The following is a 26955-nucleotide window of genomic DNA, read 5'->3' on the forward strand; positions in this document are numbered from 1 at the left end:
TGCTGTAAGGTCGTCCCTGTGTCAGTGTCGGCGCAGGAGATGATGTTCATGGCGGAGCCGGGCTTCGGTCGGTTCATGAAGGACCACCGGGAGTTTTTCAACGCGCTGGCGGAAGATGGATGGCGAGCCGTGCCCGGCTATGTCGGGGTCGAGGAAAAGATCCTGTCCGGCCGTTTCGATCACCCGACGCAAACGGGGGCCGTGACGCGGCTGTCGCGCTGGGCCGCCGGTGCGTCGGTGGAGCATGCGGTTTCGCACGATTGGTGCGAGGAAGTGTTTCTGATCTCGGGCACGCTGTCGATCGGCACGGCGGCACAGGAGACGCAACGGCTCGAGGCCGGTACCTATGCCGTGAGACCGGCCCATGTCGAACATGGACCGTTCTTCACCCGCGACGGCTGCCTGATGATCGAGTTTCTCTACTACCCACCGGCTGCCTAGCTCTTGCAGCACGAACTGCCGCCGCCCTTCCCTTCGCCCGCGAGCACGCTGCGGCTGTTACGCTCCGGCGGAATGTCGAAGGCGGCATTGGCCGCGAAGAAGCCGGTCGGCTTCAGCATGAAGCCGGCATATTCGACCGGCATGATCGGAAAATCCTCGGGCTTGCAGACATGGGTGTGGCCGAAGGAGTGCCACACCACGATGTCGGCATTCTCGATGCTGCGGTTCTGCGCGGCATAGCGCGGCAGGCCGTCGCCGCCGGCATGGACGTTGGGATAGTCGCCGCTGGCGTATTTCTCGTCCTTGTCGAAGGCGGTCACCCAGACGTGCCTGGTGGCAAAGCCGCCGCGCTTGCGCACATAGCTGCCCTCCTGCGCCAGCATCAGCGGGCTCGGATTGACCATGAGCTTGTAGGCCGGCGCGTTGCCGACCGAGTTGGTCTCGTTGGGATTGCTGATCTTCCAGAACCGGCCGGTCTCGCCATTGGCGACCGCCGCGGCGTCGCGCTCGCGCGACAGCACGCGTGTCGTGGTGTCGAACACGTTGCCGTGGGGATTGTCGTGGCCCCAGGGCCGCGGCACGAAATCGTGCTCCGTCACCGTGTTGCCGCCGCCGTCGAGATCCATGTGCAGGCGCACGTTGAAGAAATGCTGGTGCGTCGGCCCGCCGAGATTGTCGTCGACCATGCCGCCCCATTTGTACTTCTCGCCTGATGGCACGGCGGCGGTCTGGATGATGCCGGTGAGTTTTGTCTCGAGCTGGATCGTGCCGTCCTGGTAGAGGTACCAGTAGAAGCCGTAATCGTAATTGCCGACGGTGGCGAAGAACGAGATCACCAGACGCCGCGATCGCCGCACCTCGAACAGACCATTACGGAATTCGTAATGTTTCCAGGCAATTCCATAATCTTCTTCATGCATGCAGATAGCGTTCTGCATGACGAAAGGTTCGCCCTTGTTGTCGGCGGCCGGCACGTCGAAATAGTGGATATTGCCGAGGCAGTCGCAGCCGAGCTCCAGCGCATTGGCGAGCATGCCGAGCCCGTATTCGCCGGCATCGAACGCCGATTTCCAGAAATGGTTCGCGGTCGGATCGGCGTAAGGCACCACCATCTCGGTGACGCTGGCGCGATGGATCAGCGCGCGCTTGCGCGCGCCGTCCTGATAGGCGAGCTGGTGCAGCACCAGGCCCTCGCGCGGGGTGAATCCGACGCGAAAGCTCCATTTCTGCCAGTCGACCTTCCAGCCACCGACCTTGAAGCTCGCGCCTTCCGGCTGCTCGATATGCAGCGGCTTGATGTCGGTGCGCGGGTTCTGGACTTCATGCGCGCCGTAATTCCGCTTCTTGCGTGGGATCGGCACGATCGGGTCTTCGTCGGTGAGGTCGATCACCCTGCCGCCGATCAGGTCGACGACGGCGACAACGCCCTCGATCGGATGGGCATAGCCGTTGTCCTGGAGGTGCTCGCGGAAATAGCTGACGGCCCGCACGATGCGCGCGCCGCGCTCAAACTCCTTGTCGAAGAAACCCGACGAGAACGGATCGACCTGGACCAGATCGATATCTTTGTCGGAGAGCCCGCGCCGGACCATCGCCGCGCGCCAGCCAGGGTCGGCCTTCACCACGGCCTCGCACTTGAAGAACTCTTCCAGCATCACCGGCGGCTGCCCGTAGGGCGCTTCGCGGTTCGGGATGGTCCTTCGCGTGACGATCTCACCGCGGGCGAGATCGACGACGTGCTCGATCGCCTCGCCCGTGGTCACGTCCAGCGTCAGCACGAAGGCGCGGCGCCCTGCCCCACCCGCGGCAAGCTCCTGTTTGGTCGGCTCTTCCAGCCGCACGGTCGGGAAGCGGCAGTTTTCGGGCGATGTGGCCGCCGCACGCACGAGCGTGCAGGCTGCGGTAATCTCTTCAGCCGTCAGCGGATCGAGCGCATGCGGCGTCGCGGACTGCGACGGCGATTGGGCTTTGACGGTGTCGAGCATGGCGATGTCCAAAAGTCAGGCGAGATGCGCAGTGATGGCGCTGAAGGCGACAAACCAGCGCTGGTCGATCGGCACGTCCATCGCCTTGGGCTGCGTCGCGAGCTTGACGATGACGGTATCCGAATCGAGATCGACATAGAGGTGCTGGCCGTGAATCCCGATCGCGGTGAGCGCGTTGCGTGACGGATCGATCGTGAACCATTTGCTGCGGTAGCGCGCGCCCGGGAAGAACTCGGCGAGGTCGCCGTCGGCCCAGGCCTTGGGATCGCCGTTCTCGCGAATGTCGTCGATCCACCAGCCGGGCACCACCTGCCGCCCCTCGACCACGCCGCGGCAGCGGATCATCTCGCCGAAGCGGATGAGGTCGCGTGCGGTGACCGAGAGGCCGCCGGCGATGCGGCCCATGCCGTGGCTGTCGAGCGTGAGCGAGCCGTCCTCCTCTGCGCCCAGGGGCTGCCAGAGATATTCGGAAAGGATGCGGTGGTAGGGCATGCCGCAGGCGCGCTCATAGACCCAGCCGAGCACCTCGGTGTTGGGCGAGACGTAGTGGAACACCTTGCCGTGCGGCTTGCCCGTCCCGCGCAGCGTGGTGAGATAGGCGCGCTGATGACTGGGATCGACGCCCGGCGGCGGCACATCCCAGCCCGAGGAGAAGCGATAGCGCGCGACGTCGCCGGCGGGGTCCTCGTAATCCTCCTCGAACTTGATGGCGACGGCCATGTCGAGCAAGTTACGGACGGTGCAGCCGCCATAGACGGACGTCTCCAGCTCCGGCACGTAGCGCACCACTCTCGCCTCGGGATCGAGTAGCCCGCGCGCAGCCAGAATGCCGCCGAGCGTGCCCGCGATCGCCTTGCTGATCGAGCAGATCAGATGCGGCGTGGTTACGCTCATGCCGTCGCCGTACCATTCGTGGATCAGGGTGCCCCGGTGCATGACGAGCAGCGTATCGGCGAAGGTCTCGCGCAATGTCGCCTCGATCGTGGTGGGCTTGCCGTCCGGCGCGGTGAAGCCAAGCTTTTGAAGCTCGCGCGGCGCGCTCAGCATCGGTGACGGATGCGCGGAGCGGCGGACCTCGGCCGTCGGCAGCACTTCACGGGTGTGGGTGAAGCCCCAGCGGATCGCGGGAAAGCTGCGCCAGTTGGCGCGGGTCACCTGGGCCTCCGGCGCCGGCGGGCTGCCGCGCATGACGTCAGTCGGTCGCATTTCGATCCCTCCGCGAAGCGCCATTCCGGCTGCGATGTCGGAACGGCTGAGCGGGAAGCCTGCATGGCGGCGCGGTCAGGTGTTATCGAAATCCCGCAATATTTTGCTGGACAGGGGCGCGGGGCGTGCCAGTCTTGACGTAGCTCCTGCCGGCCTCATGGCTGGAAAATTCCGACGTATTGTCATGGCCTTAAGCGCAACTCTTCCGATTCAAGACTCGGCTGCCATCCTGCTTCAGGCGAGGAGCACGGATGTCGACGAGCATTGCGCCTCGCTCGGCCGCTGGCACCTGAGCTACGACCAGATCAGCGCAGGAGCCTTCAGAGGCAGCTTCACCCAGCTCTCCCTGCCCCGCGTCGAAGTCTTCCGCGAGATCACCAGCCAGCAGGTCCGCCAATACGGCCAGCTTGGCGCGGACAGTTTTGGCATCGGCCTGCCCTGGGACGGTGATGGCGAGGTCAATTGCAACGGGAGCAGCGTCGCGGGTGCCCAGGTGATCGCCTGCATCGACGCCGAGGTCGACATGTGCACGCCGAAGGCGTTCGAGCTGCGCGGCGTCGTCGCCAGCGCGGCGCTGATCGAGGAGCTTGCCGGCCGCCTCGACATCGCGCTGCCGCGCGGCGTCTGGCACCAGTTGCGGGTGATCGAGATGGCGGAGGCGCCGGTCGCGCGGCTGCGCGCGCATCTCGCCGCCATTCACGAGACCATCACGACGGCGCCGGAGCAGTTCGACGATCCCGCGGCACGCCAGGCGCTGGAGGATGCCCTCCTCGTCGAGATCATGGACATGCTGCCGACAGCGCGGCCGAGCGATCCCGGCCGCAGCTCGGCGGCGCGCAAGCGCACCGTCGATCGCGCCCGCGAGCTGATGCATGGCAGCGGCGAGCGCTCCCTGTCGCTGCTGGAGGTCTGCAAGGCGGTCGGCGCCAGCCCGCGCAAGCTCGGCTATTGCTTCCAGGAGGTTTTGGGCACGAGCCCGATGCATTACTGGCGCGCGATGCGGCTGAACCGGGTGCGGCGCGATCTCAAGCGCGCCGGCGGCGCCGAGACCTCTATCTACGACATCGCCGTGCAGCACGGCTTCTGGCACTTCAGCCAGTTCTCGCTCGACTACAGGCGCCACTTCTCCGAAAAGCCCTCGGAGACACTGCGGCGCGCCAGGCTGGCGGCCTGACGCGCGTCTTCTTACCAGGTCGGCAGGTACGTGCCCTTGAAGCGGGTCTCCAGAAACGCCTTCACGGGCTCGGAGTGATAGGCCTCGATCAGCTGTTTCACCCACGGCTTGTCCTTGTCCTCCTCGCGCACAGCGAGGATGTTGACCCAGGGTCCATCGGGGTTTTCGCGGGCGATCGCATCGGTCGCCGGATTGAGGCCGGCCTGTACCGCGTAGTTGTTGTTGATCGAGACGACGTCGACGTCCTGCAGCGCGCGCGGAAGCTGGGCGGCATCGAGCTCGACGAAGCGCAGCTTCTTCGGGTTGTCGGTGATGTCGGCGATGGTCGAGGAGACGTTGTTCGGATCCTTCAGCTTGATCACGCCGTGCAACGCCAGGATCATCAGGCCGCGCGCGCCGTTGGAGGGATCGTTGGCGATGGCGACGCGCGCTCCCTCCGGCAGATCGGCGAGCTTCTTGTATTTCTGCGAATAGACGCCCTGGGGCGAGCCGATCGTGTTGGCGACCTTGACGATCTTCCAGCCGGTCTTGGAGATCTGGTTCTTGAGGTAGGGCTCGTGCTGGAACGAATTGGCTTCCAGGTCCTTCAGCGCCAGCGCCTGGTTGGGGATCACGTAATCGGTGAACTCGACCACCTTGATGTCGAGGCCGCGCTCGGCGCCGACCTTCTTCACGATGTCGAGGATTTCGGCATGGGGCCCCGCCGTGACGCCGACGCGGATGGTTTCGGCCTGGGCGGAGGTCGCAAGCAAGGCTGCAGCCGCAAGGGTTGCGAGAAAGCGCATTGAAGTCTCCAGTTTCAGAAGAGTTGGTTCAGCGGTGCCGAAGCCGGCGGTTGACCCGGCGCGCCAGATAATCGCCCGCGCTCTGGACCAGCTGCACCAGCGCGATCAGCACGACGACGACGGCGAGCATCATCTCCGGCATGAAGCGCTGGTAGCCGTAGCGGATGCCGAGATCGCCGAGACCTCCGCCGCCGACGGCACCGACCATGGCGGAGTAGCCGAGCAGGCTGACCACCGCGAGCGTCAGCGCCAGCAAGAGGCCCGGCAGCGCTTCGGGGATCAGCACCTTGAGCACGATCTGGATCGGGGATGCCCCGAACGAGGACGCCGTCTCGATCAGGCCGCCATCGACCTCGCGGATCGCAGCTTCCACGAGGCGCGCGATGAACGGCGTCGAGGCGATGGTCAGCGGCACGATCGCCGCGGTCGAGCCGATCGAGGTCCCCGCAATGAGCCGCGTGAACGGGATGATGGCGACGACCAGGATGATGAAGGGCGTCGAGCGTGTCGCATTGACGACGGCCCCGAGCACGCGATTGACGATGGGCGCCGCGAACAGCTCGCCCTTCCGGCTGGTTGCGAGGAAGACGCCGAGCGGCAGTCCGAAGGCGGTGCCCAGCAGCGCCGCGATGCCGACCATGTACAGGCTCTCGCCCGTGGCCTGGATGATGAGATTGATGAGTTCAGGCGACATAGCCGAGACTCTCCGCCGAGAATTGATATTGAGAGAGCCAGGCGAGCGTCCGCGTCACCGCGTCCTCGCCGCCCGGAATGCCTAATGTCAGCGAACCCACATGCTGGCCGCCGATCTCGTCGATGCGCGCCGACAGCAGCGACACGTCGAGGCCGAGCTCGCGCGCGAGCCGCGCCACCACGGTGTCGCCGGCCCCTGCCCCGCGCACCTGGACGCGGATCACGGCCTGCCCGCCTGCGGACGGCTCAGAAACGATCCGGCTCGCCAGCGAGACCGGCAGGCTGTCGCCGATCACCTCGGCCAGGAAGGATTGCGTGATCGGATGCTTCGGGTGCGTGAAGATGTCGGCGACATGGCCGCTCTCGACCACGTGGCCGGCATCCAGCACGACCACTTCCTTGGCGAGCTGGCGCACCACGGACATTTCGTGGGTGATCAGCACGATGGTCACCCCGAGCTCGCGGTTGATGTTCGCAAGCAGGTCGAGGATCGCGCGGGTGGTCTGCGGATCGAGCGCGGAGGTCGCCTCGTCGGACAGCAGCACGTCCGGCCGCGTGGCGAGGGCTCGCGCAATGCCGACGCGCTGCTTCTGGCCGCCGGACAGTTCCGACGGATAGCGGTCGTGCTTGTCGGCGATGCCGACGAGGGCGAGCAGCTCAGTCACGCGGGCCTTGATATCGGCCTTGGCCCAGCCGGCGATCTCGAGCGGCAGCGCGATGTTGTCGGCCGAGGTGCGCGAGGACAGCAGGTTGAAGTGCTGGAAGATCATGCCGATCGAGCGCTGCGCCAGCCGCAGCTCGCGGCCCGCGAGCGCCGAGATGTCCCTGTTGTCGACGATGACGCGGCCCGTGGTCGGCTTCTCCAGCCCGTTGATCAGGCGCACCAGGCTCGACTTGCCGGCGCCGGAGCGGCCGATCACGCCGGTGATGGAACCGCGCGGACTGGCGAAGTCGATATTCTCAAGCGCATTGACGCCGGGCTTGCCGCGATAGGCCGGATAGGTCTTCGAGATGCCTTCGAAACGGACCATCGCGTCCGGCTCGGTCGCAGCGGGTGAAACCGCTTCAAGCGTTTCGATCGGCTGTCCGATCGCGAGCGATTGGTGGGCATTCATGGAGGCGGCCTTCATGCACAATAGTTCGCTGTCCCCATGTGCCCCAGCAGCGCACGGGAACCAGGTCGCATCGAGCGACGGGGAGATAAACAGCGGTGAGGGCCCGGAAGGAACGCGCTGCACCGCAGCACGCACCATCGCCTTTTCCGGTCTTTCTTGCAATTTCAGATATTTGGCGGGAGTTGGACGAAGATTTCCCGATCCCTCCCCGGAGAAGAATATTCCTCCGCCGGGGGTATCAGCCTCCTGCCCGGCTCACCGCATCTGCAACCAGGGCAGCACAATCAAAAGCAGGCCGGCGAAATAGAGCAGCCCGAAGATCAGCCCAAAGCCCCAGAACTGCCCCTTCCCGATATAGCCGCTGCCGAAATACATCGGCGCCGGCCCGGTCGCATAAGGCGAGATCACACCCATCAGGCCGAGCGAGTACATGCAGAGCATGGCCAGCGTCGTGACCGGCAGGTCGGCGATGCCGGAGCCGACCGCCAGCACCACCGGCAGCACGGCGGCGGCATGCGAGGTGATGCTCGAGAAGAAATAGTGGATCCAGAAGAACAGCGCGACCAGGAGGAGCATCGCGGTAAAGGGCGAGAGCCCGGCGAGCGGTTTTGCGTATTCGGTCGCGAACCATTTGATGAAGCCGATCTCGTTGAGGCCCGAGGCCAGCGTCAGCAGCGAGGTGAAATAGAAGAACACCTCCCATGCGCTTTTTTCGCTGACGATGTCGGCAAACTCGATCACCCCCGTGATCAGCATCAGCGAGATCACGATGAAGACGACGGTGGTGGCGTTGACGAAGTTCGAGCCGAGCACCGGGACGCGGATGTCGGGGCTGGAACCGGCGATCCACAGAAACATCGCGAGCACGATCAGCGCCAGCATGATCCACTCGTTGCGCGACATCGGGCCCATCGCCTTGAGCTCGTTCGCCGCCCATTCGGAGATTTCCGGGCTGCGCTTCACCTCGGGACGGCACACCAGATAGCTGAGCAGCGGCACGACCACCATCAGGAGGATGCCGAGCGGCGCGAAGCCCAGGAACCACTGGCCCCAGCTCACCTCGACGCCGACGGTCTTCTTGGCGATCGCCAGCGCCGCCGCATTGGGCGCGAGCGCGGTGAAGAACAGCGAGCTGGTGATCGCGGTCGCCGCGAAGGCGGTCCACATCACGTAGGTGCCGATCTTGCCTGCGGTCGGTCCGGGCTCCGAGCCGTAGATGCGCGGGATGTTGCTGATGATGGGATAGACGATGCCGCCGCTGCGCGCGGTATTGGAGGGCGTCGCCGGCGCGAGCAGGAAGTCGGACATCGCGACCGCATAACCGAGGCCGAGCGTGTTGCGGCCGAGCCGCTGCACCAGCACCAGCGCGATGCGCCGGCCGAGCTGGCTCTTGCGGTAGCCGATCGAGAACACGAAGGCGCCGACGATCAACCACACCGTGCTCTCGGCAAAGCCCGCCAGCATCCAGCGCAGCGATTTGCCGGGATCGGGGTCGATATAGCCGGCCACGCCTGCGACCGTCAGGCCGATGAAGCCGACCGCGCCGACCGGCATCGATTCCAGGATGAGCCCGGTGATGACGGCCGCGAAAACGGCAAAATAGTGCCACTGATTGACATTGAGCCCCGTGGGAACGGGCCACAGATAGATCGCCAGCCACACCACGAGCGGCGCGATCAGCTTCCAGCGAAATCCTTCTGCCTCAGGCGCCTGCGAACCAGCGGCCATAAGCCCTCCCCTCGATTGCCGTCACATCGTGCGCCCGTTGGCCGGGCTGCTTTTGTCCCAGCGCGGCGTATACGGATTGTCCGCGGTGCGATCAATGGTCTGACGTCAGGTTTTACCGTCCCCTGAAGCGGGGTTTGCGGCGCGTCAGGAACGCTTCGACACCCTCCTTGTGGTCCTCGCTGAGGCTTGCGAGCGCAAACTGGTCGACGTCCATGTGGCTGGCGAGATCGTCCAGCGCATGCGCGAGGCGGTTGACGGTCAGCTTGGTCATGGCGACCGAAAGCGGCGGCTGCGCGGCGACCTTGCGGGCAAGCTCCATGGCGGCATCGAGCGCGTGGCCGGGATCGGTCACCTCTTCCACCAGGCCCCACTCATAGGCCTCGTCCGCGCTGATGCGCTGGTCGGCCAGGATCACCGCCTGCTTGGTGCGGGCCGGCCCGATCAGGTGCAGCATGCGCGGGATGCTCTGCCAGCTCATGTTCATGCCGAGCCCGATCTCGGGCACGCGCAGATGCGCATCGCGGCCCATGATGCGGAAGTCGAGCGCAACGGCGAGGGCCACGCCGCCGCCCACACAGAAGCCCTCGATCGCCGCGATCGTGATCTGCTCCATCTCCTGCCAGGCGTGCGTCAGACGCGGTCCGAGCTTGAGGTGCCGGCGCAGCGTGCCGAGATCCATCTCCTTGCGCGAGCGTCCCTCGGCGTCCTTCAGATCGAAGCCGGCGCTGAAGGCGCTGGTGCTGCCCGTCAGCACCACGACCGAGGTTGTCGCGTCATCTTCGAAGCTGCGGGCCGCCGCGGTGAGCTGGCGCAGCGCTTCCGGCGACAGCGCATTGATGCCGTCATTGCGGTCGAACCGCACCACCGCAATCCGTCCTTCCGGCCCAAGGCCCTTCTCGATTGTCACGAACTCCGTCACCGGCATCTCCAATCTGCATTTGCTGCGGCGCTAACCCTACACCCGGCCTCACGAATATGGGACCCGGTCGCGCGGTAACGGCTACTCGACAGGCGGGGACCATTGCGCCTATCTTCGCGCCATGAGCCACGATCACGACCATCATCACCACGATCACGATCATTCGGAGCTGTCCGAAACCGAGCTGCGCGTGCGCGCGCTCGAGACGATCCTGACCGAAAAAGGCTATGTCGAGCCGGCCGCGCTCGACGCGATCATCCAGGCCTACGAGACCAAGATCGGCCCGCATAACGGCGCGCGCGTCGTCGCCAAGGCCTGGACCGATCCGGCGTTCAAGCAGGCGTTGCTGGAGGACGGCTCCAAGGCGATCGGCACGCTCGGCCATGTCAGCCGCGTCGGCGATCATCTCGTCGTGGTCGAGAACACGCCGGAGCGGCACAACATGGTCGTGTGCACGCTGTGCTCCTGCTATCCCTGGGAAATGCTGGGCCTGCCGCCGGTCTGGTACAAGGCCGCGCCGTATCGCTCGCGCGCGGTGAAGGATCCGCGCGGCGTGCTCGCCGATTTCGACGTCAGCCTGCCGAAGGACATGGAGATCCGGGTCTGGGACTCCACAGCCGAGACCCGCTTCCTGGTGCTGCCGATGCGGCCCGCGGGCACCGAAGGCTGGAGCGAGGAGCAGCTCGCCGAGCTCGTCACGCGCGACTCCATGATCGGCACCGGTTTCCCCAGGACGCCGGGAGCTCCGTCGTGAACGGCGTGCACGACATGGGCGGCATGGACGGGTTCGGCAAGGTCGAGCCCGAGTCGAACGAGCCGATGTTTCACGAGGAGTGGGAGTCGCGCGTGCTGGCCATGGTGCGCGCGATGGGCGCAGCCGGCGCCTTCAACATCGACACCTCGCGCTTCTATCGCGAGACGCTGCCGCCGCATGTCTACCTGTCGAGCTCCTACTACAAGAAATGGTTTCTCGGGCTCGAGGAGATGTTGATCGAGAAGGGCTACCTCACGCGGGAGGAAGTTGCTGCCGGCCACGCGATGCAGCCTGCCAAGGCACTCAAGCACGGCAAGTTCGATCTCGCCCAGGTCGAGCGCATCATGGTGCGCGGCAAGTTCGCCCGCCCTGCTCCGACCCCGGCGAAATTCAACATCGGCGATCGCGTGCGTACCAAGAACATCCATCCGGCGACGCACACGCGGCTGCCGCGCTATGTGCGTGGGCATGTCGGCGTGGTCGAGCTCAACCATGGCTGCCACGTGTTTCCTGACACGGCCGCGATGGAGCTCGGCGAGAATCCGCAATGGCTCTACACCGTAGTGTTCGATGGACGCGATCTCTGGGGCGAGGATGGTGATCCGACGCTGAAAGTGTCGATCGACGCGTTCGAGCCTTACCTGGACCCGGCGTGATGAGTAGCACGGCTGCTGCCGCCGCGACGGCGGCCATTCCGAGCATTCCCCGCGATGACGAAGGCCCGGTGTTTCGCGCACCATGGGAGGCGCATGCGTTCGCGATGGCGTTGACCCTGCACGAGCGTGGCGTGTTCACCTGGCCGGAATGGGCCGCAGCGCTAGCCGACGAGATCAAGCGCGCGCAGGCTGCGGGGGATCCTGACACGGGCGAGACCTACTATCTGCACTGGCTCGCAACGCTCGAGGGGCTCGTCGCAAGGAAAGGCGTCGCCTCGACGGAAACGCTGCACCGCTACCGCGACGCCTGGGACCACGCGGCGGATCGTACGCCGCATGGCACGCCGATCGAACTCAGGCCGGAGGATTTTGGCTAGCTGTCGCCACACCCGTCATTGCGAGCGCAGCGAAGCAATCCAGAATCCCACCGCAGAGGTCTCTGGATTGCTTCGTCGCTTCGCTCCTCGCAATGACGGCGGCCCTACCTCCCCGCCACATACTCCTGCCACCCCTTCGCCCGCAGGCTGCACGCCGGGCACTCCCCGCACCCATAGCCCCAATCGTGCTGCGCGCCGCGTTCGCCGAGATAGCAGGTGTGGGACTCCTCGCGGATGAGGTCGACCAGCCCGTCGCCGCCGAGATCATGCGCCAGCTTCCACGTCGCGGCCTTGTTGATCCACATCAGCGGCGTGTGCAGCTCGAAGGGCCTCGCCATGCCGAGCGAGAGCGCGGCCTGCATGGCGCGGATGGTCTCGTCGCGGCAGTCCGGATAGCCGGAGTAATCCGTCTCGCACATGCCGCCGACGATGTGGGTGATGCCGCGCCGGTAGGCCAGGGCGGCGGCGAAGGTCAGGAACACCAGGTTGCGGCCCGGCACGAAGGTATTGGGCAAACCGTCGGCCCCCATCGCAATCGCGACGTCGCGGGTCAACGCCGTCTCGGACACGGCTGCCAGCGTCGGGATGGACAGCGTATGGCTCTCGCCGAGTTTTGCGGCCCAATCGGCGCGCAGGCCCTTGATGCCGTCGAACAGGCGGTCGCGGCAGGCAAGTTCGATGGCGTGGCGCTGGCCGTACTCGAACCCCAATGTCTCCACGCGGGCAAAGCGGCTCAGCGCCCAGGCGAGGCAGGTGGTGGAATCCTGGCCGCCGGAGAACAGCACCAGCGCGGTTTCGGAGGAAAATGCGTCATTCATGGCCCGCGCTTTAGCACTGCGGAACGTATCAGCCAATCGGTGGAAATCGGCCTGTTCCGGCGCCTTGCGCTGGGATCGGCAGCCCGCTTTTGGCATAAGGCTTTGGACCCAGGAGAACGGCCCGCAATGACCCCTTCCCGCGACATTTCCCGCCTGATCGAGATCATGGCGGCGCTGCGCACGCCGGTGACCGGCTGTCCCTGGGACCTCGAGCAGGATTTTGCGACGATCGCGCCCTACACGATCGAGGAAGCCTATGAGGTGGTGGACGCCATCACCCGGGGCGATCTCGACGACCTCCGCGAGGAGCTCGGCGACCTCCTGCTCCAGGTCGTGTTCCACGCCCAGATGGCCGAGGAGCAGAACGCGTTTGCATTTGGGGACGTGGTCGAGGCCATCACCCGCAAGATGATCCGGCGCCATCCGCACGTCTTCGCCGACAAGGACGGCAACCTCGCCTCCTCGCACGTCAAGGAAGTCTGGGACCGCATCAAAACCGAGGAAAAGGCCGAACGTGCCGCGCGCCGGCCGCCGGAGGAGACACCGGCGCACAAGTCACTGCTATCAGGCGTCAAGGCCGGCCAACCGGCGCTGACGCGCGCCATGGAGCTGCAGCGCAAGGCCTCCACCGTCGGCTTCGACTGGAATGACCCGCGCGCGGTGCTGCAAAAGATCCGCGAGGAAGCCGACGAGATCGAGGCCGCGCTCGATCGCAACGACAAGCAGGAGATCGCCGAAGAGACCGGCGATTTGATGTTCGCCCTCGTCAACCTCGCCCGCCATGTCGATGCCGATCCGGAAGCTGCGCTGCGCGCGACCAACGCAAAATTCGAGCGGCGATTTGCGTTCATCGAGCGGGCGCTGGAGGCGCAGGGGCGGACGCTCGAGCAGGCCTCGCTGGCGGAGATGGATGCGCTGTGGAATGCCGCGAAGACCGCGACGTGACGCGAGGGCTCACCGTGGACATCAGGCAGGACGATCCAAGGGCGCCACACGTCGCCGAGTTGCTGGCGTATCATCTGGAGGAGCTCCGCAGCGTCATGGGCGAGCACGCGCAAGCGCTGGACGCGAGCGGCCTGTCAGCTCCTGACGTGACGTTCTGGACCGCCTGGCAGGACGGCGCGCTGGCAGGCTTCGGCGCCCTGAAGCAGCTGGATGCAACACATGGCGAGGTGAAGTCGATGCGCGCCGCGCCTACTGCACGGCGGACTGGGGCCGGACGCGCGCTTTTGAGCCACATCATCGCCGAAGGCCGCAACCGCGGCTATGCGCGTCTCAGCCTGGAGACTGGCACGGCGCCGCTGCACGTGCCGGCCGTCGCACTTTACCGCAGCGCCGGCTTCGTATCCTGCGAGCCGTTCGCCGACTATCAGGCGAGCCCGCACAACCAGTTCATGAGCCTCGAACTGTCGAGGTGATCTTGGGCGTGCGCCTCCACCGTCGTCCTGGCGAAAGCCAGGACCCATTACCCCACAAAGCAGTTTGGCGAAGACTCGGAGTTAAACGTTCGTCGGTACCCAGATCTCGCGGCCTCGATAGATCACGCGGTATAGGTCCTGGCTTTCGCCAGGACGACGGATGTTATGTGGCTGACAGATGCGGCACGGCGTCGAACCTGTTCACCACGATATCCCGCTTGGTCTCATCGACCCGCACCGTCATGTCGAAGCGGCCGTCGTGCAGCTCTTTTGCCAGCACCTCGGAATTGCGGTGCAGCCAGGAGATGCCGGCGCCGTCGGCGGCGTCGATGGAGAGATCGAGCGTGGTGCGCTTGGCCGCTAACCGCTCCTCGATCGCGGCGAGCAGCGCATCGATGCCCTCGCCTGATACGGCCGAGACCAGCATCGCCGGATGATCTTCGGGCCTGCGTGCGGCAATGTTCAACAGCTCTTCGCGCTGCTCTGGGTCGTAACGGTCGATCTTGTTCCAGACCTCGATGATGCGGCCTGAGTCATCGGGGTTGATGCCGAGCTGGCGCAGCACCGCGTCGACGTCGCTCTGCTGTGCTTCGGCGTCTTCATGCGAGATGTCGCGGACGTGCAGGATGACGTCAGCCTCCAGCACCTCCTCCAGCGTGGCGCGGAAGGCGGCGACGAGCTGCGTCGGCAGGTTCGAGATGAACCCGACGGTGTCGGACAGCATCGCCTTGCCGCCATGCGGCAGGTTGAGTGCGCGCAAGGTCGGATCGAGCGTTGCGAACAGCATGTCGGCCGCCTGCACGTCGGCGCGGGTCAGGCGGTTGAACAGCGTCGATTTGCCGGCATTGGTGTAGCCGACCAGCGCGACGACGCGGTACGGCACGCGCTGGCGGCCGGCGCGATGCAGGCGACGCGTGGCCTGCACCTTCTTCAGCTCGCTCTCGAGCTTGGTGATGCGCTCCTGGATCAGGCGGCGGTCGGCTTCGATCTGGGTCTCGCCGGGACCGCCCATGAATCCGAAACCGCCGCGCTGGCGCTCCAGATGGGTCCACGAACGAACCAGACGCGAGCGCTGGTAGTTGAGATGCGCGAGCTCGACCTGGAGCGAGCCCTCCTTGGTCTTGGCGCGGCGGCCGAAGATTTCCAGGATCAGACCGGTGCGGTCGAGCACCTTGGCGTGCAGTTCCTTCTCGAGATTGCGCTGCTGGATTGGCGCCAGCGCGCAATCCATCACCACGAGCTCGACGTCGAGGCTCTTGGCCAGCGCAGCGATCTCCTCGACCTTGCCCTTGCCGATATAGGTGGCGGGCCGGATCTGGCTGATCGGCGCGATGATGGCATCGGCAATGACGAGGTCGATCGCGCGCGCAAGGCCGGCGGCTTCATCGAGCCGCGCCTCGGCATCTCGCACGACATGGCTCTCCGATTGCGCGTCGGGACTTCCCGCGCGCACCCGCAAATAGGGGCCGATGACAAGCACCCGCCCCGTCTGCTTAGCCCCTGCCGACCGCGGACGGTCGGCTTCCCCGTCGAAATTCCGGGGTTCCAATCAGATCACTCTCAAGCCGGCTGATCCTCGCCGCCTTCGAACAACTGGATGGGCGCGCCCGGCATGATGGTCGAGATCGCATGCTTGTAGACCAGCTGCGAGTGACCGTCGCGACGAAGCAGCAAACAGAAATTGTCGAACCAGGTCACGATGCCCTGGAGCTTCACTCCGTTGACCAGAAAGATCGTCAGTGGCGTCTTGGTTTTGCGAACGTGATTAAGGAAGGTGTCCTGTAGGTTTTGTGCGCGGTCTGCCGCCATTGTTTTTTTCTCACTTTGAGTTTCTTTTTATTGCGCCGGTTGCTGCCCTCTTTGTGAAATTCGGGGCCTCTTCCGGTTGCCGTTCCTCATGAGATCCCCCTCGGAGGAACAGCGGTTCGATTAGAAGACAGGTCGGGTTATTAGGCAAGCCGCTTCACGCGGCAGCCGGCGCCCTATTGCCCCGAAAAACTACGGAAATCGATGATTTTCTTTGCCTATTCCCGAGATGCCGCCGCAACGTCGCAGCGTCAGCCGACGCCGAGTGCCTTCAGCTTCCGATGCAGCGCCGACCGTTCCATGCCAACGAACTCGGCCGTACGAGAAATATTTCCTGAAAAACGGCTGATCTGTGCAATCAAATAGTCGCGCTCGAACACTTCGCGTGCCTCGCGCAGAGGCAGGCCCATGATGTGCTCGCCATTGTTGCTGGTCGGCATCGCCGGCACCATCGAGCCGACGTCCTGGGGCAACATGTCGGCGGTGATGATGACCTCCGGGCCGCCGGCGGCCAGAATCATGACCCTCTCAACATTGTTGCGGAGCTGGCGCACATTGCCGGGCCAGACATGCGATTGCAGCACCGCCATCGCGTCCTGCCCGATCTGGCGCTTGGGCAGGCCGCTGCCGGCCGAGATCTGCTCCATGAAATAGTCGATCAGCTCCGGAATGTCCTCGCGCCGTTCCGACAGCGCGGGCACGCGGATCGGCACCACCGAGAGGCGGTGATAGAGGTCCTCGCGGAAATGGCCGGCGGCGATCTCTTCCTCGAGATTGCGCGCGGTCGAGGAGATGATGCGCACGTCGACCTGCACCTTGGCGGTGCCGCCGACGCGCTGGAACGACTGCTCGACCAGCACGCGCAAAATCTTGTTCTGGGTCTCGCGCGGCATGTCCGCGATCTCGTCGATGAACAGCGTGCCGCCATGCGCTTCTTCGAGCGCGCCGGGCTTGCGCGGCTGCTCGCCGTTGGACTGCTCGATGCCGAACAGCTCGTGCTCCATCCGTTCGGGCGTGATCGCGGCGGCGTTGATGACGACGAAGGGACCGTCGGCGCGGCCCGAGGCCGCATGCAGCGTGCGCGCGGTCAGCTCCTTGCCGGCGCCGGCGGGACCGACGATCAGGATGCGGCTGTTGGCCTTGGCCGCGCGCTCGATGGTCTGGCGCAGCTGGTTCATGCTGGGCGAGCGGCCGACCAGCTGGCTGGCGCTCGGCGCGAGCTGCTTCAGCTCCTTGACCTCGCGCTTGAGCCGCGAGTTCTCCAGCGCGCGATTTGCGACCAGGATCAACCGGTCGGCCTTGAACGGCTTCTCGATGAAGTCATAGGCGCCGCGCTTGATCGCGGCGACGGCGGTCTCGATGTTGCCGTGGCCGGAAATCATCACGACCGGCAGGTCGGCATTGTCCTTCTTGACCTGCTCCAGCAGCTGCAGGCCGTCGAGCTTGGAGCCCTGCAGCCAGATGTCGAGGAACACCAGATGCGGCCTGCGATTGGCGATCTCGGCGAGCGCCGTATCGCTGTCGCGTGCGGTCCTGGTGACGAACCCCTCGTCTTCGAGAATGCCCGCGACGAGATCCCGAATATCGGCCTCGTCATCGACAATCAGAATTTCACTAGCCATGGGTCGCGCCTGTCTGCTCAGCTGCCTGTTGAGGCTTCGATTTTCGTTGAATCATTGGTCTTTTCGTCCGGCTCTTTGGTTCCGTCCGCCGGCTCTTTTGTTTCCAAGTCTTTGCCGGATTCCTTGATGGATTCCGGGGACGTGTCCTTGATGTCCGGCCTGGCCGTGGGCTCAAGCGCTGGCGCCTGCTCGGCTCCCTGTGCCTTCGCAGGCTGGCCGGAGATCGCAAAGCGCATGCGCATCCAGGCGCCGCGCTGGCCTTCGCGGAAATCGGAGGCGTCCTTCAGCTCGATGCGCCCGCCATGGTCTTCCAGGACGCGGCCGACGATCGCAAGGCCAAGGCCGGTGCCCTTGGCGCGTGTCGTCACGTAGGGCTCGAGCAGCCGCGAGCGCGCCACCTTGGGCAGGCCGATGCCGTTGTCGATGACGTCGATCAGCACGTCCTCGCCCTCGCGCGACACCACGACGTCGATGCGCCCCTTGCCGAGCTCCTCCGGCGGGACCTGCTCGATCGCCTCGGTGGCATTCTTGACGATGTTGGTGACCGCCTGCGAGATCAGCCGGCGGTCGAACTGGGCCCGGAGCGGATCCTGCTTGAAGTCGGCCTCGATGTCGATTTCGGGATGGGCGACCTTCATCAGGAACACCGCCTGACGCACCGTGTCGGCGACGTCTTCGCCCTCCATCACGGGCTTGGGCATCCGCGCGAAGCGCGAGAACTCGTCGACCATGCGCCTGATGTCGTCGACCTGGCGCACGATGGTGTCGGTGCACTGGTCGAAGATCTGCTTGTCCTTGTCCTCGGTGATCGTCTTGCCGAACTTGCGGCGGATGCGCTCGGCGGAGAGCTGGATCGGCGTCAGCGGATTCTTGATCTCGTGGGCGATGCGGCGCGCCACGTCGCCCCAGGCCGAGGTGCGCTGCGCCGAGACCAGCTCGGTGATGTCGTCGAGGGTGATGATGTAGCTGTCGTGCGGCTGGTTCTTCTCGGCGCTGACGCGGACCGAGAGATTGCGTTCCTGCCCGTCGCGGGTGATCGTGATCTGGCCCTGCACCAGGCGCTGGGTCCCTTCCCGCGCGGTCTTCATCATCTCGTCGAGCTCGGGCAGAACGTCCGAGAGCGGATGGCCCAGCGTCTCCGCTTCGGAGTGCCCGATCAGCTTCTCGGCGGAGCGGTTGAGGATGCCGACGCTGCCCGATGTGTCGACGCCGATGATGCCGGCGCTCGCCGAGGACAGCACGGCCTCGATGAAACGGCGGCGGCTGTCGATGAGGTCGCTGGCGTTGACGAGCTCGTCGCGCTGGCTGCGCAATTCCTGCGTCATCTTGTTGAAGGTCTCACCGAGCTGGGCGAGGTCGCCCTCAGACTGATGCACCGGCACCTTCACGTGCAGGTCGCCGGTCGAAACCGTATGCGCCGCGTTCATCAGCCGCCGGATCGGCGCCACCAGCGAGTTGGCGAAGTTCAGCCCGATCAGCACCGAGGCCATCAGGATGGTGAGCGCGATCACTGCGAACATCAGGGCGAAAGCGACCTGGATTCCGAGCCGCCGCGACTCGATCTGGGCATATTCGGCGACGCTGACCTCGGTCTGCTTCAGCTGGTTGACCACGTTGGGATCGAGCGGCCGCGCGACGTAGAGGAAGGTGTCGTTGAAGGCGCGCAGGCGGATCACCGCCGCGACGTAGCTCGCGTCCGGAAGGATCGCGATCTCCGGCTGGCTCTCGCTGACATTGCTGAGAAAGTCCGGCGCCGGCGGCGAATAAGCCAGCCGCATGCCCGTGTCGGCGGATTCCAGGATGTTGGTGCTCTTGTCGATGATCATCGCGCCCGGCAGGTTGCGCGAGCTGGCGCTGGCCGTCAGCATTTCGCGGAACGAGCGGCGGTCCTGGTCGTAGAGCGGCCTGGCGTGGGCGATGTCGTTGGCCATGCCGAGAATGTCGCCCTGGATCAGCTGCGCGTGGTCCTGCATGTAGGCGCGCGCGATGTTCAGCGAGTTCTGGATGACTTCCTTGGTCGGCCCCGAGAACAGCCGGTCGAGGCCGCGCTCGAGGGTGACGTTGGCGACGACGGAGACCAGCACCGCCGGCAACAGGGCCACGATCGAGAACAGGCTGACGATCTGGACATGGAGGCGCGCCGCCGCCCTGCCCCGGCGCCGCGCCAGGATCAGCTGCCAGAGCTCGCGGACGATGATTCCGACCAGCAGCAGGATGGTGCCGGCATTGATCAGGTAGAACGAGCGGACCACCTCCGGCGTCGGATCGATCCGGGTCAGGCCGGTCAAGACGAGGAAGGTCAAAAGGCCCGACAGCAGTGCCAGCGCCACGGCAAAGGGCGCCAGCCAGCGTCGCGGCGACCAGCGTCGCGGCTCTTCGGCTGGGGCCGTGTCAAAGGATGCGGCCGAGGTATCTGCGCTGGTCATTCCGGCAATGGTGCTGAAAACGGGTCCGCGGCGGGCGGCGACTGATGTATTCGTACCACATTGTTGCTGAGACACTACAGTGTCAATTAGCCACGCGATCTCAATACCTTACCGAATTCAACTTCTTCTTTTAGCCACGATTTACCAAATCGCACGGGACCGGATTCGACTATCGCCGGTCGCTCGACGAGGTCCGCGACTGTCTCACTTCAGCGAAATCGTGATCTGGCTGATGTTGGCCGCGAGCTCCAGGCCCGCCTTTGGGCCCTGCAGCACGAGGGTCACGCCCTTTTCGTTGCGCAACTGAACGCCATTGATGCCGCCGACCAGGGCGAAGCCGCCGCCGACGGAACTGTACGTCCCGGCAAAGTCAGCGACGTCCCGGATACCCGACGCCCGCCCCCCGAACCGGCCAACACTTGCGCCGGCAGTGATGCCCAAGCTGAGGCCGGCGATCCTGAAGGGATAGTTCCTGCCGCGATAGGTCAACACGCCGCTGCCCGCGCCGCCGCCGACCAGAAGGCCGGCCTTGACGATCTTGACGCGAACGTCGCCGCTCGCCTGTGCAAACGATGGCGTGGCTGGCATCGCGAGCAGGACGAGCATCAGCGCCGCGAAGCCGATTGCGACGGCACGCAGGACGCGTTCCAGCCTAGGGCTTCTCGGCATCGACTTTCTTCCACGTCTGGTCTGGATCGAACAGCGTCGTGCGCGGCGCGATGAAGCTGGTCCGCGTGCCGAGATCCTTCTGGTAGACGGTGCCGGCATGGTTGACCAGAAAGGTCATCACGCCGGAATTGCCGTACTCGGCGGGCCACGCGATCAGCGCGAAGCCGCCGATCATCTTGTCCTTGACGACATAGTTGAGCGCGCCGCCGGGCGCGTTGGGGCCCTGGCCCTTCAGAATATGGAAGTAATAGCCGTGATAGGGCGCCGGCCCGTCGCCAGCGCCTTGCTTGTAGCCTTCGGCCGTGGCCTCCGCGACCAGCGCCCCGAGTGGACTGGGATCGGCATCATCACGCCAGAACAGGCCGTCCTTCTTGCCGGCCGTGGACAGGAAGCGCTGCGCGTAGACGCCCGCCCCCTCGCCGCGATCCTTGTCGGCATATTCGTTCTGCGCGTCGACATAGGCGAGCGCGGTCTGGATCGCGTCGAGCTCGTTGCGGCCGATGCGGCGGCGAAGCACCTCGATGCGGCCTTCGTCGGTGTCGAACTCCCAGCCGTTCTTGGTGTTGACCAGTGGGATCGGGAACGGGAAGTCGTCCGGACCTAGCAGCAGCGTGGCCTTCTTGTTGCCCTCGGCCTTGATCGCGTGCTTGGCGTCATACATCGAGACGAACCGCGCGCGGATGTCGGCGTCGGAGATCTCGTCGCCGGACGAGACGATGTCGTCCGCCGCCCTGCCCAGCACCTTCAGGAGGTCGCGCGGACCGCTCTTGGCGGCCGCGGCCAGCGCCGCGGCCGCGTCCTCCGGAGTCTTGTAGGATTCCTGCGCCTGTGTCACCGATCCCAGAAGCGTCAGAACCATGATTGCCGGCAGGACCGCGCGACAAAGCGACATCAGACCGTTCATGGCGCGACCTCCGCAGGAATCTTCGCGCCGCCGGCGAGCCAATCGCTGTAGGTGCGGAACTTCAGACCAAGCTTTTCGTAATGGACGCGCAGATAGCCGTCGCTGCCGCGCGTCACCGCATCAGGCATCACGCTCTCGACCTCCTGCGCCATGACGCCGACATAGGCCTTGTCGCTGCCGATATAGCTGAAGCGATAATAGCCGAGGCCATTGCCGAGATGGCCGAGCAGCGCGATGTCGTGCTTCAGTGCGATGTCCGAGCGCCGGCCACCACCGCCGCCACCGCGGCCCCCCCCACCTCCGCCTCCACCACGGAAGCCGCCACCTCCGCCACCGCGCATCGCCATTCCGCCACCGCCGCCGCGACCGGCAAAGCTCGCTCCCCCGCCACCGCGGGGCATGCTCGCCATGCTGGAGCGACCGCGCGCCGAGGCTGCAGCAGCCGCCCGGCCGGAGGAGACGTTCATCGCGCCGCCGCGATTGCCGCCACCGCCACGGTTGCCCGCACCGCCGCCGGCACGGTTCGCAGCCTTGGCACGATCTCCGCCACCTTTGGCACGGTCACCCCCACCCTTGGCCCGATCGCCCGCACCGGCCCGATCGCCGCCGCCCGGCCGGTCGCGCGTTCCTGCGCTGGGACGATCCCCGGCACCAGGACGATCGCCGCGATTGCCGGCGCGATCACCGGGGCCGCCGCGATCGCCTGCACGATCGCCTGCGCGGTCTCCAGCCCCCTGGTTTGGACGCAGCACCTGATTGCCGTCGCGGCCGCGGAAATCCATCCGGTCGGACGCACCCGCCTTCAGATTGTTGTTGCCGAAGCGCTGCTGAACGTTCGTGTTGTTGTAGCGCACACCCTGGCGATGCGCCGGATTGTGCTGCCAGCCGGTATTGATGTTGGTGTTGCGATGATTGACGTAGACGTTGCGGTTGCCCCAGTTGCAGCCGCCGCCCCAGTAATTGCCCCAGCGTCCGATCGCCCAGGCCGTGCCGAACGCGAGCCCGGCGGCAACCACGCCGGCGCCGATATAGGAGGGATAGCCCCAATAATACGGCGGATATTCCGCATAGGGCCAGGTGCCGTAGACCGTCGCCGGATCGTAGTACGGCACATACATCGTCTCGGGATCGGCCTGCTGGATGACGACCACCTGCTTGCCTTCCTGCGACTGGACGCTGACCTTCTGCTGCTTGGTGGTCACCAGCTTCTTGTTGTCATAGGCCTTGTTGCGCAGGCGCTGGATCGCATCCATCACGTCGGGCTGCTGGGCGAGAAAGGCGTCGCCCAGCTTCTGGGTCCAGTCGAGCTTGTCGCTCATCATGGAAAGAACTTCGGCGGTGCTCGCGAGCGCCTTGACGCTGTCGTCCCAGGCCTGCTTGTCGACCTCCGTCTTCAGCGCCTCGCCCTTCAGGGTCTTGTGCTCCTTCAGCCAGCGGTCGGCCTGCACCACTTCGAGCGGATAGGTCGAGGCGGCCAGCACGTTGGCGAGCAGCTCGTCAGGATAGAGCGCGATCGGTGCGACCAGTGCCTCGAGCTGCTCCGGCTTCAGCAGCTCTGCTGCCGGCGCCGGCGGGGGAGCCGGCTGTGCCTGCGTGCTCGGCGTCGTCGGCTTGTCAGCCGTCTGCGCAATTGCCACGACTGGCATCGCCAGCATCAGCGCAATTGCCATCAGGGTCTTGCCGCAGCGAGACATTCCACCCTCCATCCAACTTTCCGATCGCGAAGATCGGGGCCGCGGCATGGGCGTTTGTTGATCGAGATCAACGAAACCGGGAGCCGCCGTTCCTGTTGCAACGCGAGAGCGATGAATTCACTCGATCAGCTCGGCCTCCATCAGGAGCCGGCCCGGTACCGTCAGCCCAAGCGCATTGGCCGCCTTCATGTTGATGACGAGCTCGAACTTGCTGGCGAATTGCACCGGTAGCGTGCGGATGTCCGCGCCTCGCAGGATGCGATCGACATAGCCGGCACCTTCGCGAAACTGCTGGGTCAGGTCGGCACCGTACGACATCAGGCCACCATTGGCGGCGTAGAAGCGGACCGCGAAAATGGCCGGCACGCGGCGCTGTGCCAGCAAGGGAATCGTCATCGCGCTCTGTGCGCTGAAGAAGCCGCCATCCGGCAACACGACGAGGCCGGCTCCATTGCGCGCCGCCGCCTCGATCACCCCCGCGATGTCGGCTCCGCTCCGAACGCTCGCACCAGTGACCTTCATGCCGAGACGGCTTTCCATCTGGTGCGCGGCCTCGATGTAGAATGGCGCATAGGGTGCCGAGTCCGGATTGAACAGAACCGCGGCGTGAGTCATGCCGGGCACCATGTCCTTGAGCAGGCTGAGCCACTTCCCGCTCATCGAGTGCTCGTAGAGCGAGAAGCCGGTCAGGTTGCCGGTCGGTCGTGCCAGATTGGCGACCAGGCCGGTCCCGACCGGATCGGAGAGCCCGACGAAGACGATCGGAATTCGCTGGGTCGCATCGCGCAGTGCCCGGGTCGTGCCCGTGCTGGTCGCAAACAAGACGTCCGGCATGGCGGCGACGAGCTCGAGCGCCTCGAGTTTCTGCCGCGCCGGATTGGGGCCCGGCCAGCGTATTTCGAGCCGATAGTTCTGGTTGGCGATCCAGCCGCGATCGGCCAGCCCCTGCTGGAACGCATCGACACGCATCTGGGCACCGGGATCGCCCGCAACATTGCCGGTCAACACGCCCACCGAAGGCATCGACTGCCACGGTGCCCTATCCTGCCCCCGCGCGGAGACCGGAAACGCAGCCGCAGCGCCAAGCAGAGCCATGAACTCGCGGCGCTTCATGATCAAACCACTATCCCCCACCATGCCCGCGCCCAGCCCGGCCATGACGCAACCGCGAAAGGAAACGGCCTTGGTGGGCTGAAGGCTTGATCGAGATCAAGACACCGCCGTCAGCGAATGAGCGGCAGCTTGATCGTGAACAGGGCACCGCCCGACGCCTGGTTCTCGGCGGCGATCGTGCCGTGATGGGCCTCGATGATGGTCTTCACGATCGCAAGTCCCATTCCCATTCCTTGCGGCTTGGTCGTGAAGAACGGATTGAAGACGTTTGCGAGATCCGCGGAGGCAATGCCTGGACCGGTGTCGGAAATCCTGATCTCGGCCTGGTTGCCGGCGCGCATGGTCGACACGCTGATTTCGCGCTTTTTCGTGTCTGCGTCCGAGACGGCATCCATCGCATTGATGATCAGGTTGAGCACGACCTGCTGAAGCTGCACGGGATCGCCCTTGACGTGCAGATCCGCGAACGCGGGCATGTAGCTCAGCGCGATGCGCCGTCCATCGGCGACGGCGGACACCAGCCCGATCGCCTCCCGCACCGTGTCGTTCAGCTCGATATCCCTGACCTCGAACGGAGTCTTCTTCAGGACGCTGCGCAGCCTGCGGATCACCTCGCTCGCCCGCTGGTCGTCCCTTCTGATGTCGGCAAGGATCTGGCGAATCTCGTCGATATCGGGCCGAGTGGCCCTGAGCATGAGCTCCGCCGTCTCGGCGTTGGTCAGGATGGATCCGAGCGGCTGGTTCAGTTCATGCGCGATCGAGGTCGTCAGTTCGCCAACGGCCGAGTACCGGTTCACGTGGGCAAGTTCCGCCAACCGCTGGCGCGATTCCACTTCGGCGAGCCGGCGGCGGCGACGCTCATGCAGCAGCCCGCTGATGAGCCCGGCCTGCACCAGGAATACGGCCGAGATCATCAGCATCTGCCAGCGATAGCGCTCCCAGATGTTCGGTTCGCGAAACAGGATTTCGCTGCCGGGAGGCAAGCGGCTCTCGCTGATGCCCCAGCGCTGCAATTCCCGCCAATCATATCTCGGCGCCGCAAAGCCGAGCGGCTCATAGGTGATGCTCGAAGGTTTGGTGCCTCCGAGAACGCGGATCACGACGCTGACCGTCCTTGAGCTGGTTTCCGCAACCGAATGCATCGGTCCGCCGACGGTACTGCCCCCGAAGAACGGGTCCTGGTAGGAAAAGATCGGTGCATTCGCAACCGCGTGCAGGCTGCGCAGGGCGATATCGCTCTCGTGGACGATCCCGGCTGCGTCCACCGACATCAGACCCCAGAACAGCACCGTGTGCGGGGGGAGCGTTGCAGCCCGTTTCAGGATCTCCTCGAATGACAGGTCCGAATACCAGATCAGCTCCAGCCGCCCGCCCAGAGGCTTCAGTTCGCGTTTCACCTCCTCCATCCAGAACTTCTCGAGCGGCGAGGCACCGATCACGATCGCGACCGCCCTGGTGTCCGGCAGCAGCTGAAGGATGTTGGCGAATGCAGCCGTGAAATCGTTGCGGATCGCCACGACGACGTCATTGTCGGTGAGATCCGCGCGGTCGATCAGCCGGTACTCGACCGCGGAAAGAACCAACGGCGTATCGGGAAACAGTCTCGCGCGGTATCTCTGCGCGAACCGGGCGGCAGGCGCGCCAATGGTCAACACAATATCGGGCAACGCCCCCTGGTAGAGCGATTGCAGATACTCGACGAAAGGCGCCTCGGGACCTGGATTATTGAACCGCGCCGTGAGCAGCGCGTGCTCCTGGATGTCGAGCGGCCATGGCGATCGCCGCTCGAGCTCGGCCTTGATGTCGCGTGCGTATTCGCTCCACGGCCGAAACTCGCGGCCAAAGGAATGCAGCACCAGCACGCGCTTGAGCTCGCCGCGCAGGCTTCGCTCGACGCCACTTGCCTGGTCCGGCGACATGCACGCGGCGACGAACAAGCCCAGGCAGAACAGCACGGCAGGCCACGACCTGACCGGGTCAGAGGACATGCGTCCGCTCAGCTCCAATTCCCGCAGCTTCCGGTGGCTGCTTTCCCGACAATTCTAGCGGCAATCGTCACGCACGGACAGCCCGTGAGAGCACGCCTCGGCGGCTGGTGGTGACGCGTCCGTAAGCATAGCTGATCGGCGTGAGCGGACGTCCTGCCCTCGCGTGCGTCTCCGCGAGGACGCCGAAATGGGCGTGCCGTTCCAGGACAGTCCCGCGGCAAAGGCACAATCCGTCGCTAGGAGGCCGGGCACCGGAAATAGCGGATCTCCATGTCCTCCATGCCCGGGAACAACCGAATGATGCTATTTGCATCCAGCTCCTTCAGGCTCAGCTGAATGCTGGAGAGCATGATGTCGGTCGCGCAGGCCGCAACCAGGTTGACGTTCGGACCGTTGTCCTTTCTCGCCTTTATCCGGCAGCGCGCGAATTTTCCGACGATCTGATCTCCGTCGACGATGAAGCCGCCGCCATAGACGTCCGACATGTCGGTGAAACCGAGCTGCGCGCCCTTGCGCGCGAACACCTTGCTGCAATTGTCGGCATCGCCGACCCAGGCGCCGTTGAGGTCGAGAGCCTCGGCGCTGGCGGCCGCAACGATCAGCGAGATCAACGTCGCGCCGAGCGTGATCAATTTCCGTGAACCCATGTGATCCGTCCTTCTCT

25 protein-coding genes are annotated in these 26955 nt (G+C 65.2%); 7 read left to right on the forward strand and 18 right to left on the reverse strand.

What is annotated here, in order from left to right; translation table 11 throughout:
* The first annotated feature begins 48 nt into the window (after positions 1 to 48).
* Entirely contained in the window at positions 49 to 441 is a 393-nt protein-coding gene (locus JQ603_RS03415) for a cupin domain-containing protein (RefSeq protein WP_212336495.1), read from the forward strand.
* Here JQ603_RS03415 and JQ603_RS03420 read toward each other — a convergent pair.
* Entirely contained in the window at positions 438 to 2426 is a 1989-nt protein-coding gene (locus tag JQ603_RS03420; RefSeq protein WP_212336496.1) for a primary-amine oxidase, read from the reverse strand. The genes JQ603_RS03415 and JQ603_RS03420 overlap by 4 nt on opposite strands.
* A 15-nt stretch (positions 2427 to 2441) precedes the next feature.
* On the reverse strand, positions 2442 to 3632 hold the full coding sequence (locus tag JQ603_RS03425; RefSeq protein WP_212336498.1) for a serine hydrolase domain-containing protein: 1191 nt from the start codon (positions 3630 to 3632) through the stop codon (positions 2442 to 2444).
* A 184-nt stretch (positions 3633 to 3816) separates the two neighbouring features.
* Between JQ603_RS03425 and JQ603_RS03430 the strand changes: the two genes are divergently transcribed.
* Positions 3817 to 4806 (forward strand): helix-turn-helix domain-containing protein, encoded by a 990-nt coding sequence (locus JQ603_RS03430; protein WP_212336500.1) that lies wholly within the window; start codon positions 3817 to 3819, stop codon positions 4804 to 4806.
* A gap of 11 nt (positions 4807 to 4817) precedes the next feature.
* On the opposite strand, the gene JQ603_RS03435 is transcribed toward JQ603_RS03430, so the two are convergent.
* The 5 genes from JQ603_RS03435 to JQ603_RS03455 form a co-directional block, all read right to left on the reverse strand.
* Entirely contained in the window at positions 4818 to 5591 is a 774-nt protein-coding gene (locus JQ603_RS03435; RefSeq protein ID WP_212336502.1) for a MetQ/NlpA family ABC transporter substrate-binding protein, read from the reverse strand.
* A gap of 28 nt (positions 5592 to 5619) precedes the next feature.
* Positions 5620 to 6285 carry a methionine ABC transporter permease gene (locus tag JQ603_RS03440; RefSeq protein ID WP_212336504.1) on the reverse strand — a complete coding sequence of 222 codons (666 nt, stop codon included), beginning with the start codon at positions 6283 to 6285 and terminating at the stop codon, positions 5620 to 5622.
* Complete coding sequence (locus tag JQ603_RS03445; RefSeq protein ID WP_212336506.1) at positions 6275 to 7414, reverse strand: methionine ABC transporter ATP-binding protein; 1140 nt, start codon at positions 7412 to 7414, stop codon at positions 6275 to 6277. The genes JQ603_RS03440 and JQ603_RS03445 overlap by 11 nt, the downstream gene beginning before the upstream one ends.
* A gap of 240 nt (positions 7415 to 7654) precedes the next feature.
* Entirely contained in the window at positions 7655 to 9127 is a 1473-nt protein-coding gene (locus tag JQ603_RS03450; RefSeq protein WP_212336508.1) for a DASS family sodium-coupled anion symporter, read from the reverse strand.
* Positions 9128 to 9239: 112 nt separating this feature from the next.
* Positions 9240 to 10046, reverse strand: coding sequence for an enoyl-CoA hydratase/isomerase family protein (locus JQ603_RS03455; protein WP_212336510.1), 807 nt, complete (start codon positions 10044 to 10046; stop codon positions 9240 to 9242).
* A 121-nt stretch (positions 10047 to 10167) separates the two neighbouring features.
* On the opposite strand from JQ603_RS03455, the gene nthA reads away from it, so the two are divergent.
* From nthA to JQ603_RS03470, 3 genes are read left to right on the forward strand one after another with little or no spacing between them, the layout of a single operon-like run.
* Positions 10168 to 10800 (forward strand): nitrile hydratase subunit alpha, encoded by a 633-nt coding sequence (gene nthA, locus JQ603_RS03460; protein WP_212336512.1) that lies wholly within the window; start codon positions 10168 to 10170, stop codon positions 10798 to 10800.
* Entirely contained in the window at positions 10797 to 11456 is a 660-nt protein-coding gene (nthB, locus tag JQ603_RS03465) for a nitrile hydratase subunit beta (protein WP_212336514.1), read from the forward strand. Before nthA ends, nthB begins: the two co-directional genes overlap by 4 nt.
* Positions 11456 to 11833, forward strand: a complete 378-nt coding sequence (locus JQ603_RS03470) for a nitrile hydratase accessory protein (RefSeq protein ID WP_212336516.1) — start codon at positions 11456 to 11458, stop codon at positions 11831 to 11833. The genes nthB and JQ603_RS03470 overlap by 1 nt, the downstream gene beginning before the upstream one ends.
* Positions 11834 to 11937: 104 nt before the next feature.
* On the opposite strand, the gene queC is transcribed toward JQ603_RS03470, so the two are convergent.
* A complete protein-coding gene (gene queC, locus JQ603_RS03475; protein ID WP_212336518.1) occupies positions 11938 to 12651 on the reverse strand; it encodes a 7-cyano-7-deazaguanine synthase QueC in 714 nt (237 codons plus the stop codon).
* A gap of 126 nt (positions 12652 to 12777) precedes the next feature.
* On the opposite strand from queC, the gene mazG reads away from it, so the two are divergent.
* Together mazG and JQ603_RS03485 are read left to right on the forward strand one after the other, a co-directional pair.
* Complete coding sequence (gene mazG, locus JQ603_RS03480; RefSeq protein WP_212336520.1) at positions 12778 to 13596, forward strand: nucleoside triphosphate pyrophosphohydrolase; 819 nt, start codon at positions 12778 to 12780, stop codon at positions 13594 to 13596.
* Positions 13593 to 14069, forward strand: coding sequence for a GNAT family N-acetyltransferase (locus JQ603_RS03485; RefSeq protein ID WP_271582525.1), 477 nt, complete (start codon positions 13593 to 13595; stop codon positions 14067 to 14069). The genes mazG and JQ603_RS03485 overlap by 4 nt, the downstream gene beginning before the upstream one ends.
* Positions 14070 to 14232: 163 nt before the next feature.
* On the opposite strand, the gene hflX is transcribed toward JQ603_RS03485, so the two are convergent.
* The 10 genes from hflX to JQ603_RS03535 all read right to left on the reverse strand — a co-directional run bounded on the left by hflX (position 14233) and on the right by JQ603_RS03535 (position 26938).
* The gene (hflX, locus tag JQ603_RS03490; protein ID WP_212336522.1) at positions 14233 to 15618 is read right to left on the reverse strand and encodes a GTPase HflX; all 1386 of its coding nucleotides are present in this window, start codon (positions 15616 to 15618) and stop codon (positions 14233 to 14235) included.
* 11 nt (positions 15619 to 15629) lie between these two features.
* A complete protein-coding gene (hfq, locus tag JQ603_RS03495) occupies positions 15630 to 15878 on the reverse strand; it encodes an RNA chaperone Hfq (RefSeq protein ID WP_007591126.1) in 249 nt (82 codons plus the stop codon).
* Between the two features lie 248 nt (positions 15879 to 16126).
* Positions 16127 to 17497, reverse strand: a complete 1371-nt coding sequence (locus JQ603_RS03500; protein WP_212336524.1) for a sigma-54-dependent transcriptional regulator — start codon at positions 17495 to 17497, stop codon at positions 16127 to 16129.
* Between the two features lie 17 nt (positions 17498 to 17514).
* Positions 17515 to 19923 carry a sensor histidine kinase NtrY-like gene (locus tag JQ603_RS03505; protein WP_212336526.1) on the reverse strand — a complete coding sequence of 803 codons (2409 nt, stop codon included), beginning with the start codon at positions 19921 to 19923 and terminating at the stop codon, positions 17515 to 17517.
* Positions 19924 to 20127: 204 nt separating this feature from the next.
* Positions 20128 to 20592: a hypothetical protein gene (locus JQ603_RS03510; RefSeq protein WP_212336528.1), complete on the reverse strand. Its 465-nt coding sequence runs from the start codon at positions 20590 to 20592 to the stop codon at positions 20128 to 20130.
* Entirely contained in the window at positions 20576 to 21496 is a 921-nt protein-coding gene (locus JQ603_RS03515; protein WP_212336530.1) for a DUF2950 domain-containing protein, read from the reverse strand. The genes JQ603_RS03510 and JQ603_RS03515 overlap by 17 nt, the downstream gene beginning before the upstream one ends.
* Entirely contained in the window at positions 21493 to 23190 is a 1698-nt protein-coding gene (locus JQ603_RS03520) for a DUF3300 domain-containing protein (RefSeq protein WP_212336532.1), read from the reverse strand. The genes JQ603_RS03515 and JQ603_RS03520 overlap by 4 nt, the downstream gene beginning before the upstream one ends.
* A 117-nt stretch (positions 23191 to 23307) precedes the next feature.
* Complete coding sequence (locus JQ603_RS03525) at positions 23308 to 24303, reverse strand: ABC transporter substrate-binding protein (protein WP_212336534.1); 996 nt, start codon at positions 24301 to 24303, stop codon at positions 23308 to 23310.
* A 110-nt stretch (positions 24304 to 24413) separates the two neighbouring features.
* Positions 24414 to 26291, reverse strand: a complete 1878-nt coding sequence (locus tag JQ603_RS03530) for a sensor histidine kinase (protein ID WP_245003363.1) — start codon at positions 26289 to 26291, stop codon at positions 24414 to 24416.
* Positions 26292 to 26527: 236 nt separating this feature from the next.
* The gene (locus JQ603_RS03535; protein WP_212336538.1) at positions 26528 to 26938 is read right to left on the reverse strand and encodes a hypothetical protein; all 411 of its coding nucleotides are present in this window, start codon (positions 26936 to 26938) and stop codon (positions 26528 to 26530) included.
* Positions 26939 to 26955 lie beyond the last annotated feature (17 nt).

Origin of the sequence: Bradyrhizobium liaoningense (genome assembly GCF_018130825.1) — a bacterium.
Lineage (GTDB): Bacteria > Pseudomonadota > Alphaproteobacteria > Rhizobiales > Xanthobacteraceae > Bradyrhizobium > Bradyrhizobium liaoningense_B.